The 15,205-nt window shown below is 60.2% G+C and carries 15 protein-coding genes; 5 read left to right on the top strand and 10 right to left on the bottom strand.

Annotated features, from left to right (window positions below; all coding sequences use genetic code 11):
- Positions 1-51: 51 nt before the first annotated feature.
- On the bottom strand, positions 52-621 hold the full coding sequence (locus ACA062_RS03250) for a GNAT family N-acetyltransferase (protein WP_497455194.1): 570 nt from the start codon (positions 619-621) through the stop codon (positions 52-54).
- 85 nt (positions 622-706) lie between these two features.
- Here ACA062_RS03250 and ACA062_RS03245 point away from each other — a divergent pair, with 85 nt between their 5' ends.
- Together ACA062_RS03245 and ACA062_RS03240 are read left to right on the top strand one after the other, a co-directional pair.
- Positions 707-1,627, top strand: coding sequence for a histone deacetylase family protein (locus ACA062_RS03245; RefSeq protein WP_497455193.1), 921 nt, complete (start codon positions 707-709; stop codon positions 1,625-1,627).
- Positions 1,628-1,908: 281 nt separating this feature from the next.
- Complete coding sequence (locus ACA062_RS03240; protein WP_497455192.1) at positions 1,909-3,150, top strand: TIGR03862 family flavoprotein; 1,242 nt, start codon at positions 1,909-1,911, stop codon at positions 3,148-3,150.
- 219 nt (positions 3,151-3,369) lie between these two features.
- Here the strand turns inward: ACA062_RS03240 and rhlE1 are convergent, their stop codons facing one another.
- Both rhlE1 and yedA read right to left on the bottom strand, forming a co-directional pair.
- Positions 3,370-4,704 carry an RNA helicase RhlE1 gene (gene rhlE1, locus ACA062_RS03235; protein WP_497455191.1) on the bottom strand — a complete coding sequence of 445 codons (1,335 nt, stop codon included), beginning with the start codon at positions 4,702-4,704 and terminating at the stop codon, positions 3,370-3,372.
- A 78-nt stretch (positions 4,705-4,782) separates the two neighbouring features.
- Positions 4,783-5,709, bottom strand: a complete 927-nt coding sequence (yedA, locus tag ACA062_RS03230) for a drug/metabolite exporter YedA (protein WP_497455190.1) — start codon at positions 5,707-5,709, stop codon at positions 4,783-4,785.
- 163 nt (positions 5,710-5,872) lie between these two features.
- On the opposite strand from yedA, the gene ACA062_RS03225 reads away from it, so the two are divergent.
- Positions 5,873-6,328 (top strand): Lrp/AsnC family transcriptional regulator, encoded by a 456-nt coding sequence (locus ACA062_RS03225; protein ID WP_497455189.1) that lies wholly within the window; start codon positions 5,873-5,875, stop codon positions 6,326-6,328.
- Between the two features lie 151 nt (positions 6,329-6,479).
- Here ACA062_RS03225 and ACA062_RS03220 read toward each other — a convergent pair whose 3' ends face one another.
- The 4 genes from ACA062_RS03220 to ACA062_RS03205 form a co-directional block, all read right to left on the bottom strand.
- Complete coding sequence (locus ACA062_RS03220; protein ID WP_497455188.1) at positions 6,480-6,995, bottom strand: BRO-N domain-containing protein; 516 nt, start codon at positions 6,993-6,995, stop codon at positions 6,480-6,482.
- Positions 6,996-7,465: 470 nt separating this feature from the next.
- Positions 7,466-8,077 (bottom strand): 3'-5' exonuclease, encoded by a 612-nt coding sequence (locus tag ACA062_RS03215; RefSeq protein ID WP_283189176.1) that lies wholly within the window; start codon positions 8,075-8,077, stop codon positions 7,466-7,468.
- Between the two features lie 22 nt (positions 8,078-8,099).
- Positions 8,100-8,579: a LabA-like NYN domain-containing protein gene (locus ACA062_RS03210; protein WP_064675757.1), complete on the bottom strand. Its 480-nt coding sequence runs from the start codon at positions 8,577-8,579 to the stop codon at positions 8,100-8,102.
- Positions 8,580-8,807: 228 nt separating this feature from the next.
- Positions 8,808-9,566 (bottom strand): DUF2076 domain-containing protein, encoded by a 759-nt coding sequence (locus ACA062_RS03205; RefSeq protein ID WP_497455187.1) that lies wholly within the window; start codon positions 9,564-9,566, stop codon positions 8,808-8,810.
- A gap of 178 nt (positions 9,567-9,744) precedes the next feature.
- Here ACA062_RS03205 and ACA062_RS03200 point away from each other — a divergent pair, with 178 nt between their 5' ends.
- Positions 9,745-10,419, top strand: a complete 675-nt coding sequence (locus tag ACA062_RS03200) for a YciC family protein (RefSeq protein WP_497455186.1) — start codon at positions 9,745-9,747, stop codon at positions 10,417-10,419.
- Positions 10,420-10,494: 75 nt separating this feature from the next.
- The gene (locus ACA062_RS03195; RefSeq protein WP_497455185.1) at positions 10,495-11,571 is read left to right on the top strand and encodes an endonuclease/exonuclease/phosphatase family protein; all 1,077 of its coding nucleotides are present in this window, start codon (positions 10,495-10,497) and stop codon (positions 11,569-11,571) included.
- Positions 11,572-11,712: 141 nt separating this feature from the next.
- Here ACA062_RS03195 and ACA062_RS03190 read toward each other — a convergent pair whose 3' ends face one another.
- The 3 genes from ACA062_RS03190 to ACA062_RS03180 all read right to left on the bottom strand — a co-directional run bounded on the left by ACA062_RS03190 (position 11,713) and on the right by ACA062_RS03180 (position 15,178).
- Entirely contained in the window at positions 11,713-12,138 is a 426-nt protein-coding gene (locus ACA062_RS03190; protein ID WP_128874422.1) for a RidA family protein, read from the bottom strand.
- Positions 12,139-12,214: 76 nt separating this feature from the next.
- The gene (locus tag ACA062_RS03185; RefSeq protein ID WP_497455184.1) at positions 12,215-13,480 is read right to left on the bottom strand and encodes a flavin-containing monooxygenase; all 1,266 of its coding nucleotides are present in this window, start codon (positions 13,478-13,480) and stop codon (positions 12,215-12,217) included.
- 315 nt (positions 13,481-13,795) lie between these two features.
- Positions 13,796-15,178 carry an aspartate aminotransferase family protein gene (locus tag ACA062_RS03180; protein WP_497455183.1) on the bottom strand — a complete coding sequence of 461 codons (1,383 nt, stop codon included), beginning with the start codon at positions 15,176-15,178 and terminating at the stop codon, positions 13,796-13,798.
- Between the last annotated feature and the right edge of the window lie 27 nt (positions 15,179-15,205).

Raw genomic sequence — 15,205 nt, 5'->3', positions numbered from 1 at the left:
TTCAATTTCCGGCCAGGGCCCATGAGAGCCATTGTAAACGTCCGTGCCAGCTTATCCATGCAAGGTTTGCAGCCATTGTTCACGAGTGATGCGGTACAGCACATGGTGACGCAGGGGATGACCGATCGCGAGCCTGGGGTGTTCAAAATCATCAGCTGAATCATGGTGCATGCCGATCGCCTGCATGACTTTCTGCGAAGGCATGTTGGTGGCGGTGGTGAAAGACACGACCTCATTCAGCGCCAACCGGTCAAAGCCACAGCGCAGAGCGGTCCACGCCGCTTCACTGGCGTAGCCCAGGCCCCAATGCTCGCGGGCCAGGCGCCAGCCGATTTCGGTGGCCGGGGTGAACGGCGCATCGAAGCCGACCTCACCCAATCCGGTAAACCCGATGAATGCGCCGGTGTCCTTGCGCTCCAGCGCCCAGAGACCGAAGCCATGCTCGGCAAAGTGGCCACGAACCCGCCCGATCAGCGCAGCACTTTCCAGCCGACTCAAGGGCGCCGGAAAATAGCGCATCACCTGCGGATCGGCGCACATCGCCGCAAACGCCGGCAAATCCTCATCACGCCACTGCCGCAACAGCAGTCGCGCGCTCTCGAGTTCCTGTATCGGCTCCATCGTATCCCCCTTTCCCATGCCGCAAGTCTAGATCGCTGGTAGGATCCTTGATTCATTCCTACATGCCTTCCTCGATAAATCAGTCATGCCCCTGCCGTTGATCTACCACGAAGACTACAGTCCCGAGTTCCCGGCGGATCACCGCTTCCCCATGGACAAGTTTCGCCTGCTGCGCGATCACCTGGTGGACAGCGGACTGACCCGAGACACCGACCTGCTGCGCCCGGCGCTCTGCCCGCCAGAGATTCTCGCCCTCGCTCATGACCCTGCGTATATCGAACGCTACATGGGCGGCGAGTTGTCCCGCGAAGACCAGCGGCGTCTCGGCCTGCCCTGGAGCGAAGCCCTGGCCCGGCGTACGGTGCGGGCGGTTGGCGGGTCCCTGCTGGCGGCCGAGCAGGCGCTGGAACATGGTCTGGCCTGCCATCTGGCGGGCGGCACCCACCATGCGCACTACGACCATCCCGCCGGGTTCTGCATTTTCAATGACCTGGCGGTGATCAGCCACTTCCTGCTGGAAAGTGGCCGTGTGAATCGGGTGCTGATCTTCGATTGCGATGTGCATCAGGGTGACGGGACTGCACGAATCCTGCACAACACCCCGGAGGCCATAACCGTTTCCCTTCACTGCGAAAAGAATTTTCCTGCACGCAAGGCCGAAAGCGACTGGGATATTCCCCTGCCGATGGGCATGGGCGATGCCGATTACCTGAAGGTCGTGGACGATGCGCTCAACTATTTGCTGCCGCTCTACCAGCCTGACCTGGTGCTGTATGACGCGGGTGTCGATGTGCATAAGGATGACGCACTCGGCTACCTGAAACTGACGGACGAAGGCGTCGCCGCTCGCGATGAAAGCGTGATGCGGCATTGCCTGGGCCGGGATATTCCGCTGATGGGGGTGATCGGCGGCGGCTACAGCAAGGACCGCAAGGCCCTGGCGCGTCGTCATGGGATCCTGCATCACAGCGCCCAAAGGGTCTGGCAGTCATCAGGTTGTCATTGAGATGTGGGTCTTTACCCACAATGGCTGTGGAACCGCCTGTGGATAACCTGAGTGAAAGGGGCTGCAGGCCATGCGGGGTATAGCCTTCAGAGCGGTGGTTGTTTTTTGATCACATCTTGAGCGCACCAATAATCCCTGTGGGAGCGGGCTTGCCCGCGATAGCGGACTGTCAGTCAACAAAGATGCTGAATGTGCCTGCCTCATCGCGAGCAAGCTCGCTCCCACAGGGATCTGTGCTGATAGAATGCCCGGCTTCATTCCGCCGAACCGCAGCGCATTCCATGACCCAATCCTCCTCTACCCTCCCCCCTCACGTCGCCATCATCGGCGGCGGCCCCGCCGGCCTGATGGCGGCTGAAGTGTTGAGCCAGGCCGGGATCAAGGTCGACCTGTACGACGGCATGCCTTCGGTTGGGCGAAAATTCCTGCTGGCCGGAGTCGGGGGCATGAACATCACCCACTCCGAAGCCTACCCGGCATTCCTTTCACGCTATGCCGAACGGGCGCCGCAGATTGCACCGCTGGTGCGCTCATTCGGCGCCGACGCACTGTGCCAATGGATTCATGACCTGGGCATCGACACCTTCGTCGGCAGCTCCGGCCGAGTGTTTCCAACCGACATGAAAGCCGCGCCGCTGTTGCGCGCCTGGCTCAAACGCCTGCGAGACGCCGGGGTCGTTATCCACACCCGCCACCGCTGGCTCGGCTGGAACAGCGATGGCAGTCTGAAAGTGTCTTGCCCCGATGGCGAAAAAACCCTTCAAGCCGACGCAACCTTGTTGGCCCTCGGCGGCGGCAGTTGGTCGCGCCTCGGTTCGGACGGCGCCTGGATGCTGCCGCTGGAACAGCGCGGCGTGGAACTGGCGCCGTTGCAACCGAGCAATTGCGGCTTCGAAGTGCAGGCCTGGAGCGAGTTGATGGTCAGTAAATTCGCCGGCGCGCCACTGAAAAATATCGCGATCGGTGTTAATGACGACGTCCCGAGGCTCGGGGAATGTGTGATTACAGCGACGGGGGTTGAAGGCAGCTTGATCTACGCCCTGTCTGCACCGATCCGCGAAGCCATCAACCTGCAGGGCTCGGCGACTGTTCATCTCGACCTGCTGCCGGGCAGGCCTGTGGATAAAGTCCAGGCGGCGCTGAGCAAGCCACGGGGTTCGCGCTCCATGGCTAAACACCTGCACAGTCAGCTTGGGCTCGAGGGTGTAAAAGCGGCGTTGCTGCGAGAGGTGACCGCGGCCGAGTGCTTTGCTGATCCCGCGTCGCTGGCCAGAGCGATCAAGGCATTGCCACTGACTTTGGTGAAAACCCGTCCACTGGACGAGGCCATCAGCAGCGCCGGTGGCGTAATGTTCGAGTCGATGGATCAACGTTTGATGCTCAAGCAACTGCCTGGCGTGTTCTGTGCCGGAGAGATGCTGGATTGGGAAGCGCCGACGGGCGGCTATCTGCTGACCGCGTGTTTCGCCAGTGGGCGGGCGGCTGGGTTGGGGATGGTGGAGTGGTTGAAGCGCAAGGGCTGAAGACCGCGCCGCGCCCTTCGCGAGCAGGCTCGCTCACACAAGTGACCGAATTCTTCCAGAGAGAATTCGGTCATTGTGGGAGACCGCGCCGCGCCCATCGCGAGCAAGCTCGCTCCCACAGGTGACCGAGTTCTTCCATAGAGAATTCGGTCACCTGTGGGAGCGAGCTTGCTCCGGGCGGCGTTCCGACGATGAGGGCTTAGCAGACGCCGCAGATAATCAAGGCTTACGCTTGCGCGGCCCAGTGTTGAACACCGGCACTTTTCGCACAGGCTTGATCGAAGGTTCCGGCGCCGACGCGTCACCGCTCTCGACCCATTTACCCAGGTTGCGCTTGCCGCCGCCCGAGGTCTTCGGCTTTTTCGGTTTTTTCGGCTTCTTGACCACCTGACCGCTGGCATCGGTATCCGGCACCCGGTGCTCGGGTTCGAAATCCTGTTCCATCTGGCGAGTCAGCGTCTGACGGGTCAAGGTCTCGATGGCCGACAGCAGGTTCACTTCATCGGCGCACACCAGGGAAATGGCCTCGCCGGTTGCACCCGCACGGCCAGTACGGCCGATCCGGTGGATATAGTCTTCGGCCACGATCGGCAGGTCGAAATTGACCACCAACGGCAAGTCTTCGATATCCAGGCCACGGGCCGCGACGTCGGTGGCTACCAGGATCTGCACTTCGCTGAGTTTGAAACGGTCCAGAGCGCGCTGGCGGGTTGCCTGGGGTTTGTCGCCATGGATGCCATCGGCATTGATGCCCAGGCCCTGGAGTTTTTCCACCAGAGCGTCCACGCCGTTACGGGTCTTGGCGAACACCAGCACCTGCTTCCACTTGCCCTTGCGCATCAAGTGCACGAACAGCTCCGGCTTGCGCTTCTTGTCCACCGTTACCACCCACTGTTTAACAGTGTTGGCAGCCACGTTGCGCGGGCTGACTTCAATGCTCAGCGGATCGTTGAGCATTTGCCCGGCCAGCAGGCGGATCGCGTCGGAGAATGTCGCGGAGAACAACAGCGTCTGACGCTTCTTCGGCAGCACCCGGTAAATGTTCCCCAGTTCCTCGGAAAAGCCCAGGTCGAGCATGCGATCGGCTTCGTCCAGCACCAGGGTTTGCAGCTGGTTGAACTTCAGCGCGTTCTGCCGGAACAGGTCAAGCAAGCGCCCCGGCGTCGCCACCAACAGGTCGACGCCTTTGCGCAGTTTCATCATTTGCGGGTTGATGCTGACGCCGCCGTACACCGCATAGGTGCTCAACGGCAGGTTCTCGGCGTACTGACGCACCGCCTCGTGAACCTGTTCAGCCAGTTCGCGAGTGGGCACCAGGATCAGGGCACGCACCGAATTGGCGGTGACTTTCGGACCTTCCATGGCCAGCAATTGCAGGAGCGGCAACGCGAAACCGGCGGTCTTGCCAGTGCCGGTCTGGGCGGCGGCCATCAGGTCGCGACCGTCCAGCACTGCCGGAATGGCTTGCGCCTGAACCGGCGTCGGGGTCTGGTAGCCGAGCGTCTCGAGAGAGCGCAGCAAGGGTTCGATCAGGCCAAGGGAGGCGAAAGTCATGGGATTACCGTAGGAAAATTCAGCGCGGGTTTTTCAAAACAAGTGTGCAAAACAAGATGCAATGGCGCGCAGTTTACCCTAATTCACGCTCGATTCTGTCCGTACCACGGCAGCAGGTCGTTTGGGAGCCCGGCGCCACTGCGGCAAACCGATCAGCACCACGGCACTGATGATCACCAACATGGCCAACGCTTCTTCGATACCAATGGTCTCGCCCACAAACACGATCCCCAGCAACACCGCCACCGCCGGGTTGACGTAGGCATAACTGGTGGCCGCCGCCGGACGCACGTTTTTCAACAGGTACATGTAAGCGTTGAAGGCGATGATCGAGCCGAAGAACGTCAGGTAGGCCAGGGCTGCCCAACCTTCGATCGGCGGCATGGCCTCCAGATGCTCACCGCTCAGCGCACTGCCGATCAGCAGGGCTACGCCGCCCACCAGCATTTCCACGGCACTGGCCATCGCGCCCTGGGGCAACGGCAAGTGTTTGCTCCACACCGAGCCGAAGGCCCAGGAAGCTGCCGCGAAGATCAGCAATCCCGCGCCCAGCGGGCTCGATTGCAAGTTCGAGCCAAGGTTGAGCATAGCGATGCCAATCAGCCCGAGCGCAATCCCCGCCCATTCGAGACGGGTATTACGCGCGCCCCAGAAATAGCCGCAGAGCAAGGTAAACAGCGGCACTGTCGCCACTGCCAGCGCGGCCACGCCAGAGGCCACGCCCGTATGTTCGGCCACACTGACCGCACCGTTGCCGCACGTCAGCAGCAAAATCCCGATGATCCCCGCGGCTTTCCACTGTGCCCAGGTCGGTGCCGGTGCCCCGCGCCAGCGCAGGAAGGCGTACATCAGCGATCCGGCGATCACGAAGCGAATACCGGCAAGCAGCAACGGCGGCCAGTACTCCACACCGATGCGAATCACCAGGTAAGTCGAACCCCAAATCACGTACAACGCAAAAAAGGCGGCGATCAACGGTAAAGGGAAACGACGTAGGCCAGGCATTGGGCGACTCGCAGGCAAGACAAGTGAACAGCTATTCTAGAAAGGCGAACAGCAGAAAATAAGTTACAAAACCTGTTTATAGCGCCGGTACACTTTTCAAAACACGGAGATCAGGGCTATAAACCGTGCTTTCGAAAGTCGGGTATTTTTCAGGAGTAAGACGATGGATAAATACGACCGCATGCTCCTCGGCGCCCTGTTGGAAAACGGTCGTGCGTCCTACGCCGACCTGGCCCGCAAGGTCAACCTGTCGGCCCCGGCCGTGGCCGAGCGCGTGGCCAAACTTGAAGCCTGCGGGGTGATTACCGGTTATCAGGCGAAAGTCGACATGGCCAAACTCGGTCTGCCGATCCAGTGCGTCATTGAACTGCGCCTGAACCAGCACGGCAACCAGAAGGCCTACGACGACCTGATCAAAATCCCGCAACTGACGGAGTGCCATCGGGTGACGGGTGATCCGTGCGTGATCATGCAGGCGGCGGTGGGTTCGATGCCGGAACTGGAGGAGTTGATCAACAAGATTGCCAAATTCGGGTTCAGCAAGACGTCGATCGTGTTGTCGAGCGCGATAGAGAAGCGTGTACCGCTGAGACAGCTGGACGGGAATGGCAAGGCGTGATGGAACACGGCCCATGTGGGAGCGGGCTTGCCCGCGATGAGGCCATCACATTCAACATCTTTGTTGACTGACACTCCGCTATCGCGGGCAAGCCCGCTCCCACAGGTACGATGCCATCCTTTAGGAGCCGGCTTGCTGGCGAAGCGATCTATCAAACGCCGCTATAACTGGCAGACAACAAACCGGGCAAATCGCGCAGGCGAACCCAAGGTTCTTTGCGCCAATGCAGCAGCCTCAGCGTCCCACCGGCCCACTCCATCGCCCGCATATGCGGCGCTTGAGTCGAAACGGCCCCCGCCTCCTCCCGCAACATCGGCACCACATGGTGGGTCAGCCAACGCCGCAAATGGCGGTTTTCCGGGCAGTAGTGATAGACCAGCATCGCGTAAACGCCTGACTCACTCAGCATCAAGGTCTCTTGCAAGTCATCGTTTTCAGACAAACGCATCATCCGCCGCTGATCAGCATCGAGCTTGAGCGCTTGTCTGCCGTTTATATCCACACCCATCAACCGGCCGATATCACGGGCGCAGAACCAGGGTTCCGCGTGCAATAAAAGCGCACGTAGCTGGATGTGGTGACGGATGAATGTTTTAGGGAGGTAGTGAGCTTCGTACGCGGCTGATTGCGCAGAGTCTTCGGGGGGATTGGGGGTGACTTTGATCATGGCGAATTTCCTACTGAAAGTTGGAGCCGCCAACATCACTTGCAGATGATGGGTGGCAGCTATGTGCGGGTCTGCAAGACCGAGTCAGTAGACAACCCCGGCAGACCCGAAGGTCTCCCGCACACAGCTACCATAAAATCGATGGTCACAAATAAAGCGACGCGATTATAGGTGTGCCGTTAGGCGTCTACCAAACTATCGGCGGGCTTGCAGTCCCGGTCGCTGAATTGGCAGCGACGTCCCAGAGGTTATCGATGCCGCAGGTACGGGGCAAGAGGGACAAATTCCCAATATTTTGTAGGAGCAATCGTCGATTTTGAGGAGTGGTTAAACACAAGGTTTGAGATTGAACACCGACCTTGTAGGAGCCGGCTTGCTGGCGAAAGCGGTGTATCAGTCGACATCACTGTTGAATGATGAACCGCTTTCGCCAGCAAGCCGGCTCCTACAGGGGAATTGCGGTATTTCAGTCAGAATCCGCGATGGCGCTTGAGATGCTCATTGATCTTCGCCGCCGGCACTTTCTGCAAACTGACCAGCAGATCATGGGACAACTCCCGCAACCCGTGCTTCTGCCGCAGTTCCTGAGCCAGGTGCGCGGTCAGGTTGGCCGCCATTTCGGCATCGGCCATGGCCCGGTGAGCCTGGCCGGTGTGGGGCAGTTTGGCGAAGGTGGTGAGGGTCCCGAGTTTGTGGTTCGGCGCAGCGGGCATCAGGCGGCGGGCGAGGAGCAGCGAGCACGCGAAGTTCTGCAGGCGCGTACGTTTGATCCGCCCCAGCTCGAAGTCCCAGAACTTCTGGTCGAACGCGGCGTTGTGAGCCAGCAGCGGGGTGATGCCGACGAACTCGTTGACTTCGTTCATCACCTGCTCGGCCGATGGCGCGGTGCGCAACATGGCATTGCTGATGCCGGTGAGTTGTTCGATGAAGGCCGGCACGCGCACGCCGGCGTTCATCAGGCTTTGGTATCGCTCGACGATGCGCCCCTGTTCAAGGATCACCACGGCGATTTCCGTGGCCCGGCAGCTGCTGCTCGGGGAGATTCCGGTGGTTTCAAAGTCGATGACTGCTATGCGTTCCAAACCTGTTTCAACTCCGTAAAAATCAATTCTTGAGCAACAACGCGCCTTCGATCGGCACGTAGCGGCTGGCGGCACGGATCAGCGAGTTGGCCGTCAGGCCCGGCACGCCGTAGGCCACCGCTTGCACGCCGTGCTTGGCGATGATGCGCTCCAGCAGCATGTCGAAATCACCGTCGCCGGAGGCCAGCACCACTTCATCGACATGATCGGCGGCGTCCATGATATCGAGGGTGATGCCCACATCCCAGTCGCCCTTGGCCGAGCCGTCGCTGCGCTGGATGTAGGGCTTGAGCTTCACGGTGAAACCGAGATTGCGCAGGATCTGCTGGAACTGTTGTTGTTTGCTGTCGCCGCGATCGATCGCGTAGGCATAGGCCTCGACAATCTCACCCTGCTTGCTGATGTCAGCCCACAGCGCGGCATAGTTGAAGTGACAACCATAGGCCTGACGCACGGTGTAATAGAGGTTCTGGACATCGGCGAATACTGCGATCTTTTTCACCGTGCATCCTCATTGGGGCGCTGGCGCGCGGACAGGATCAGGCACCAGGCCCGAAAAGTGGCCCAGTATGCCAGCCTGAAGGCGTGTTCCGCGAATAATCGGCCCTGTGGCGAGGGAGCTTGCCCCCGCTGGGCCGGGATGGCGCTACGGCGTATGGCGTCCCCTTTAGAACTCGAGGGGCCTGCTGTGCAGTCCAGCGGGAGCAAGCTCCCTCGCCACGGATGAGTGTCAGACGAAGGAATCGTCGTCGCCGCCGAAGAACGATGAGCTGTCGTCACTGTAGTCCGCGTCGGCGAATCCGCCCTGATCACTGGCGTTGTCAGCCACTCGCTGGTCATCGCCCCAGCCATTGCCGCTGTCGCCCTGATCGTTGACCTGAGCCGGTTCTTCCTTGATGACCTCAACCACTTCCGGCTGCTGATTGTGGTGGAACAGGCTGCTGATGCCTTGTGCCAGCATCACGCCACCGGCCACGCCAGCCGCCGTTTTCAGTGCCCCGCCGAGAAAACCGCTGCCAGCCTGTTGTTGCGGCGCGTAGTTCTGCTGAGGTGGCGCGGCACCAAAGCTTTGCTGAGGCGGTTGCGAATTGAACGAGGGCCGCGCCGGTTCACGCCAGCCGCCCCCGCTCGATACGGGTGCACTTTGAGTCGGTGCCGGCTGCGGATCACGGGGGCCGCCGCCGAAGATACTCGACAAAAAGCCACCACTGGCCGGTGCCGGAGCTACTGCCTGAGTCTTGGCCGATTGCAGTTCAGCCTGCAATTGCTGGACTTGCCGGGCCAGTTGTTTGTTCTGCTCATCGAGGCTTTTGAGCGCTGCCTCTTGCACCAGAATCGCCTGGGTCATGAAATAGCCTGCCGCTGGCTGGCGAGTCAGGTGTTCCTTGATCCGCGCCTCGGCCTGGGCGTCGCGCGGGGCTGAGTCCGTTTCGGCTTGTTGCAGCCGGGAAAACAGTCCATCGATCAGGGTTTGTTCTTCGCTGTTCATGGCGACCTCGCAGATTGCCGGGAATATCGTCACCCTTTTCCACGACGGAAAAGGTGCCCCTCCGTAATGGAGGCTGATACAGGATGTTTCAATGACCTTTACCGAACGTTTACGTTTGCGCCCCGAAGGGCTTCATCGGTTAAAGTGGAGCACTGCTTTCAACCTGCGATACCGACTGATGAATCCGTTAGATGTACTGCGTGACTCCCTGTATTTCTTCAAGCGCAATCTGGGCCAGATCGTTCAACTGTGCCTGCCGCTGGTGATTTTCGAAGCGCTGCTGCAACAAGTCGTCGACCACTCCACCGAGCCGGACGGTTTCCCCGGCATCAGCGTGATGGTCGGTTTGCTGGTCTACCCGCTGTACACCGCCGCGCTGATTCTGTTTCTCGATGCCCGCAGCCGTGGCGAGTCACCGCGCAACCGTGACCTGCTGGCCATGTCCGCGACCTTGTGGCCGCGTTTCGCCCTGCTCACCGCGCTCAATACCCTGCTGATATTGATCGGCCTGTCGCTGTATTTCCTGCCGGGCATCTGGCTGATGGTGACGCTGGCGTTCGGCGAATACCTGCTGGTGTTGCGCGGTATGGCCCCGCTGGCGGCGATGAAGGAAAGCCTGCGCCTGACCCGCGGCAACTTCCTGCGCATCCTGGTGTGCATTCTGTGTGTGATGGCCCCGTTGTGGTTGCTCAAGGGCGTGACCCTGCAGGCGTATCCGGAACCGCAGAACCCGGTGGTTGCCGTGCTGATCGACAGTGCCCACAGCTTTTTGCAACTGTTCACCAGCGTGGTGCTGTTCCGCTTGTTCATGCTGATCAGCGCCGTGCCAGAGAAAACCGACGGATCACTCTGACCGCTCTACCCCATGGGCTTGGGCTCGGCTCTCGGTTATGCTCGGGGCAACTTTTGTAACGCGATAAGCCGAGCCATGACCCGTCTACTGCGCTACACCCTGCTGGCCCTGCTGATCGTCTGCCTGATGGGCGTGCTGATCTACAGCCTGACCTGGCGCCCCGAAGCCAGGGAGGCGCTGCCGGTCAGTTGCAGCGCCCAGGCGCCAACCCTGGTCCCCGGCCAGGCGTTGAAGGTGATGACCTGGAACGTTCAGTTTCTGGCGGGCAAACGCTACGTGTTCTGGAATGACCTGGCCGCCGGCAACGACGAAAGCCCCACCGCCGAAGACATGGCCTTCAGTCTCGATGAAGTGGCACGGGTGATCCGTGACGAACAGCCGGACATCGTGCTGTTGCAAGAACTCGACGACGGCGCCAAGGCCACCGACTACCAGAACCAGCTCAAACTGCTCCAGGAACGGCTCACCGATCTGTATCCGTGCAGCGCTCACGCCTTCGACTGGAAGGCCGACTTCGTGCCTGAACCGCATATCTTCGGCAGCGTCGGCCGGCAACTGGCGACCCTCAGCCGCTACCGGATCGGACACGCCGAACGCCTGCAATTGCCGGTGGCGCCGGCCAACCTGGTCAGCCGTCAGTTCAAACCGAAAAACGCCTTGTTGGTCACCTACCTGCCGTTGAGCGACGGCGCTCAGGTCGCAGTGCTCAATACCCATCTGGATCGCGTCATCCCTCTCGACGATACGCTGCAAGCCCAGGTAAGCGCCGTGGCCAAAGTCCTCGACAAGCTCGAAAGCCGCGGAACACCGTGGCTGATCGGCGGCGACTTCGATCTGCTGCCGCTGGGGCAATACCGACGCCTGCCCGACGCGCAACGCACGGTCTACTCCGCCGACAGCGCGCTGCATGTGTTGTGGGACAAGTACCCGATGATCCCGACCAACAACGAAGCCAGCGGTGTCGACCGGGCGCGCTGGCTGACCCATTATCCGAATGATCCGGGCTTGAACGGCCCGGACCGGACGGTCGATTACCTGTTCTACAGCCCGCGGCTCAAACGGGTCGAGGCAACGGTGAGGCAGGATGATACGTTGCGCATTTCCGATCATTTGCCGGTGATAGCGCGGTTCCTCCTCCCCGCCGCGCCTTAGCGTCCGCCTCATAACCTGTGGGAGCGAGCCTGCTCCGGGCGGCGTTCCGACGATGGTCGTCAACGAATACGTGCCCTGTCTGAATGAACGCGTTGCCTGGACGTTTTTCGCGAGCAGGCTCGCTCCCACAGGGATCGGGGTTTACTTCGCTTGCCAGTCGTCCGGGATGACGGCGATCACATCGATTTCCATCAGCCACTGCGGTTGACCCAGCCCGGAAATGACCAGCCCCGTCGAGATCGGGAACACGCCCTTCAACCACTTGCCCACAACCTGATAAACCGGCTCGCGGTAACGCGGGTCGATGATGTAAGTGGTGGTTTTGACGATATGGGAAAGATCGCTCCCCGCCTCTTCCAGCAGCTGCTTGACGTTTTTCATCGCCTGCTCGGCTTGTGCACCCGGGTCGCCAAGACCCACCAGGTTGCCATCGAAATCGGTGCCGATCTGGCCGCGCACATAAACCGTGTTGCCGGCCCGTACAGCCTGGCAAAGATCATTGTCCAGCGACTGGTTGGGATAGGTGTCCTTGGTATTGAACATGCGAATGCGTGTGTGAGTAGGCATCAACTGACTCCCCTGAAACTTGAGTGATGAAGGTGTAGATCGGGAAGGGCCCATGGACCCTTCCCTCGATCGATTCTTAACGCTGCGACGGGTCGCGGTATTCGAGGTACTGGCGCTGGGTGGCAATGTGGCCAGCGACATGTTTGGCGTCATGCCAAACGCCCCAGATAAAGCTCGATCCGCGACGCGACAGCCACGGCAGCCCCACAAAGTAGACACCTGGCTCGTTCGAGACCCCACGCTGATGACGCGGCTTGCCCTTCTCGTCAAAGGTGTCGACCTGCAGCCAGCTGTAATCGACAGCGTAGCCGGTGGCCCAAATAATCGAGGTGATGCCCGCCTCGGCCAGATCCAGTTCGAGAATCGGGTTGCTGACGCACGCTGGTTCGGGAAGCATGAACCTGGCTTCGGGTTCTTCCGGGAGGTCGAGTCCGTTGCGTGCGATGTAGGCATCCGCCGCGTCCAGCAGCGACAGGTAATTCGCGTCGCCCGCAGCGATGTTGCGCGCCAGATCCTGCTGGAACGTCACCACGCCGTCGTTGAACGATTGGGTCAGCCCTACCAGCGTCACGCCTTGTTTGGCGAGCCCACGGAAATCGACGGTCTGCCCGCCACGCGCACCGCTCACCGCGATGGTGACGTGCTCACGACCCGGCTCCATCACTTCGGCATCCCAAAGCCCAAGCACCCCCAGCCACCAGCAGAAGTCACGGTTGCGATAGGCACGAGGCGGACGGTCATGCTGGCCGACCGACAGGTAGACGTGTTTACCGGCACGCTGCAATTCATCGGCGATCTGCACACCGGAAGAGCCCGCACCGACCACCAGCACACCGCCCTCTGGCAGCTGCTGCGGGTTGAAATACTCGGCCGAGTGAATCTGCGTGATCGTGCCGTCTTTCGGCGCAATCGGTGGGATGACCGGACGCTGGAAAGGACCGGTCGCCGCCACCACGCGATTGGCCTGAATCACGCCATCGGAGGTTTCTATGGTGAAGCCTGGACGATCGCTGTTGCGCACCACTTTCTTGACTTCTACACCGGTACGAATCGGCGCTTCGAACTTCTCGGCGTAGGCTTCGAAGTAAGCCGCTACGCGATCTTTAGAGGCAAAGGCATCGGGCTCCAGGTCTTCGAAGGCCAGACCGGGGAAGCGGTCATGCCAAACCGGACCGTTGGCCACCAACGAATCCCAACGCCCGGTGCGCCACGCTTCAGCGATGCGGTTACGCTCCAGCACCAGGTGCGGTACACCGAGTTTGCTCAGGTGTTCGCTCATGGCGACGCCAGCCTGGCCGGCCCCAACGACAAGCGTATCTATTTCTATCTTTTTATCATTCATGCTTGTGTCCTTCAGAGAGGCGACTATGGCGCGGCAAGTCGCGACAGATCAGCTGTTTAAACAATTAAATTCCGCGTAGATCACTTTGCTGGCGGGGTAGTTTTATTGTGCTTAGCGAATGCCAATAGCGAAAATATGATTTTTGTAGTTGTTGCCCATGAAAAAACTAACTAACAACCAACTTCGGTATTCACTGAATAAATGCAAAAACTGTAGGAGCGAGCGATAACGCGTAAACCAGACATCCAGTGGCGTCCTCTGGTTTTTCGCGAGCAAGCTCGCTCCTACAAATTTAAGGCGTGAAAGAATAGTTACTTAAAGCACGCCAATTTCTTTAGCAGTTCTATCAACAGCAATCTTCGTCTTGCCAACCAGCTCATCAATTTCAGCACGCGTGGCGATCAGTGCTGGCGCCATGATCATGCGGCCCAACGTCGAGCGAATGATCACCCCTTCCTCAAAACCGATCGTGCGGCAGCGCCAGGCGATGTCGCCTTCGTTGGCGAAGCGCTTGCGGGTCGCCTTGTCCTCGGCAAACTGCAACGCCGCCACCAGGCCGACACCCTGGATCTCACCCACCAGCGGGTGATTGCCAAATACCTCGCGCAGACACTGTTGCAGGTACGGGCCGGTGTCGTTTTTCACTTGGGTGACGACACCCTCATCGCGCAGCGCCGTGAGGTTGGCAATAGCAACCGCGGCCGCCACCGGGTGACCGGAATAGGTCAGGCCATGGGCAAATACACCGCCCCGCTCGACCAGCACCTCGGCGATGCGCCGGCTGAGAATCAGGCCGCCCATAGGGATGTAGCCAGAGGTCAGGCCCTTGGCAATCGACAGGGTGTCCGGCTCGAAATCAAAGTGTTGGTGCGCAAACCATTCACCGGTACGCCCGAAGCCACCGATCACCTCGTCCGCACACAGCAGCACGTCGTACTTGCGGCAGATGCGCTGGATTTCCGGCCAGTAGCTCTCTGGCGGGAAGATCATGCCGCCAGCGCCCTGGAACGGCTCGGCGATGAAGGCAGCGACGTTCTCCGCGCCCAGCTCGAGAATCTTGGTCTCCAGTTGCCGGGCCGCGCGCAAGCCAAACTCGGCGGGCGTCAGATCACCTTCATGGCCAAACCAGTACGGTTCATCGATGTGCGCGACATCCGGAATCACACCGCCCATTTCGTGCATGAACTTCATGCCGCCCATCGCGCTGGCGGCCAAGGTAGAGCCGTGATAACCGTTCCAGCGACCAATCATGACCTTCTTCTGCGGCTTGCCGAGCACCTGCCAGTAACGGCGCACCGTACGGATCAGTACCTCGTTGGCTTCAGAACCGGAGTTGGTGTAGATCGCGTGGCTGTAGTGCTTGGGCAGCAGGCTGAACAGCAGCTCGGACAGCTCGACCACTGCCGGGTGAGTGGTGTGGAAGAACATGTTGTAGTACGGCAATTGCTCCAGCTGACGGGTCGCCGCCGCGGCCAGATCCTTGCGTCCGTAACCGAGGTTGGTGCACCACAAACCGGACATGCCATCGAGGTAACGATTGCCGTCGTTGTCCCACAGATGCAGGCGCTCGCCACCAACGATCACGCGTGGGCCTTCTTCGTTCAGCGCCTTCTGATCGAGGAATGCGTGGATGTGGTGGGCGGCATCGGCCGCTTGGTAGTCCTTGGTTTCGCGCTGAGGTTTGTAGTCTGTTGTCATTTTTTATTCTCCTGAAGTGAAAAAAGG

The organism is Pseudomonas sp. LBUM1679, from assembly GCF_059695565.1.
This window is presented reverse-complemented; position numbering and strand designations above follow the sequence as displayed.

Bases quoted from the DNA above. Each gene is read 5' to 3' on its own strand.
- ACA062_RS03195 (WP_497455185.1), top strand. From the start codon at position 10,495: ATGACCCGTCTACTGCGCTACACCCTGCTGGCCCTGCTGATCGTCTGC.
- ACA062_RS03200 (WP_497455186.1), top strand. From the start codon at position 9,745: ATGAATCCGTTAGATGTACTGCGTGACTCCCTGTATTTCTTCAAGCGC.
- rhlE1 (WP_497455191.1), bottom strand. From the start codon at position 4,704: ATGACTTTCGCCTCCCTTGGCCTGATCGAACCCTTGCTGCGCTCTCTC.
- ACA062_RS03190 (WP_128874422.1), bottom strand. From the start codon at position 12,138: ATGCCTACTCACACACGCATTCGCATGTTCAATACCAAGGACACCTAT.
- ACA062_RS03225 (WP_497455189.1), top strand. From the start codon at position 5,873: ATGGATAAATACGACCGCATGCTCCTCGGCGCCCTGTTGGAAAACGGT.
- ACA062_RS03180 (WP_497455183.1), bottom strand. From the start codon at position 15,178: ATGACAACAGACTACAAACCTCAGCGCGAAACCAAGGACTACCAAGCG.
- ACA062_RS03220 (WP_497455188.1), bottom strand. From the start codon at position 6,995: ATGATCAAAGTCACCCCCAATCCCCCCGAAGACTCTGCGCAATCAGCC.
- ACA062_RS03185 (WP_497455184.1), bottom strand. From the start codon at position 13,480: ATGAATGATAAAAAGATAGAAATAGATACGCTTGTCGTTGGGGCCGGC.
- ACA062_RS03240 (WP_497455192.1), top strand. From the start codon at position 1,909: ATGACCCAATCCTCCTCTACCCTCCCCCCTCACGTCGCCATCATCGGC.
- ACA062_RS03205 (WP_497455187.1), bottom strand. From the start codon at position 9,566: ATGAACAGCGAAGAACAAACCCTGATCGATGGACTGTTTTCCCGGCTG.
- ACA062_RS03245 (WP_497455193.1), top strand. From the start codon at position 707: ATGCCCCTGCCGTTGATCTACCACGAAGACTACAGTCCCGAGTTCCCG.
- ACA062_RS03250 (WP_497455194.1), bottom strand. From the start codon at position 621: ATGGAGCCGATACAGGAACTCGAGAGCGCGCGACTGCTGTTGCGGCAG.
- yedA (WP_497455190.1), bottom strand. From the start codon at position 5,709: ATGCCTGGCCTACGTCGTTTCCCTTTACCGTTGATCGCCGCCTTTTTT.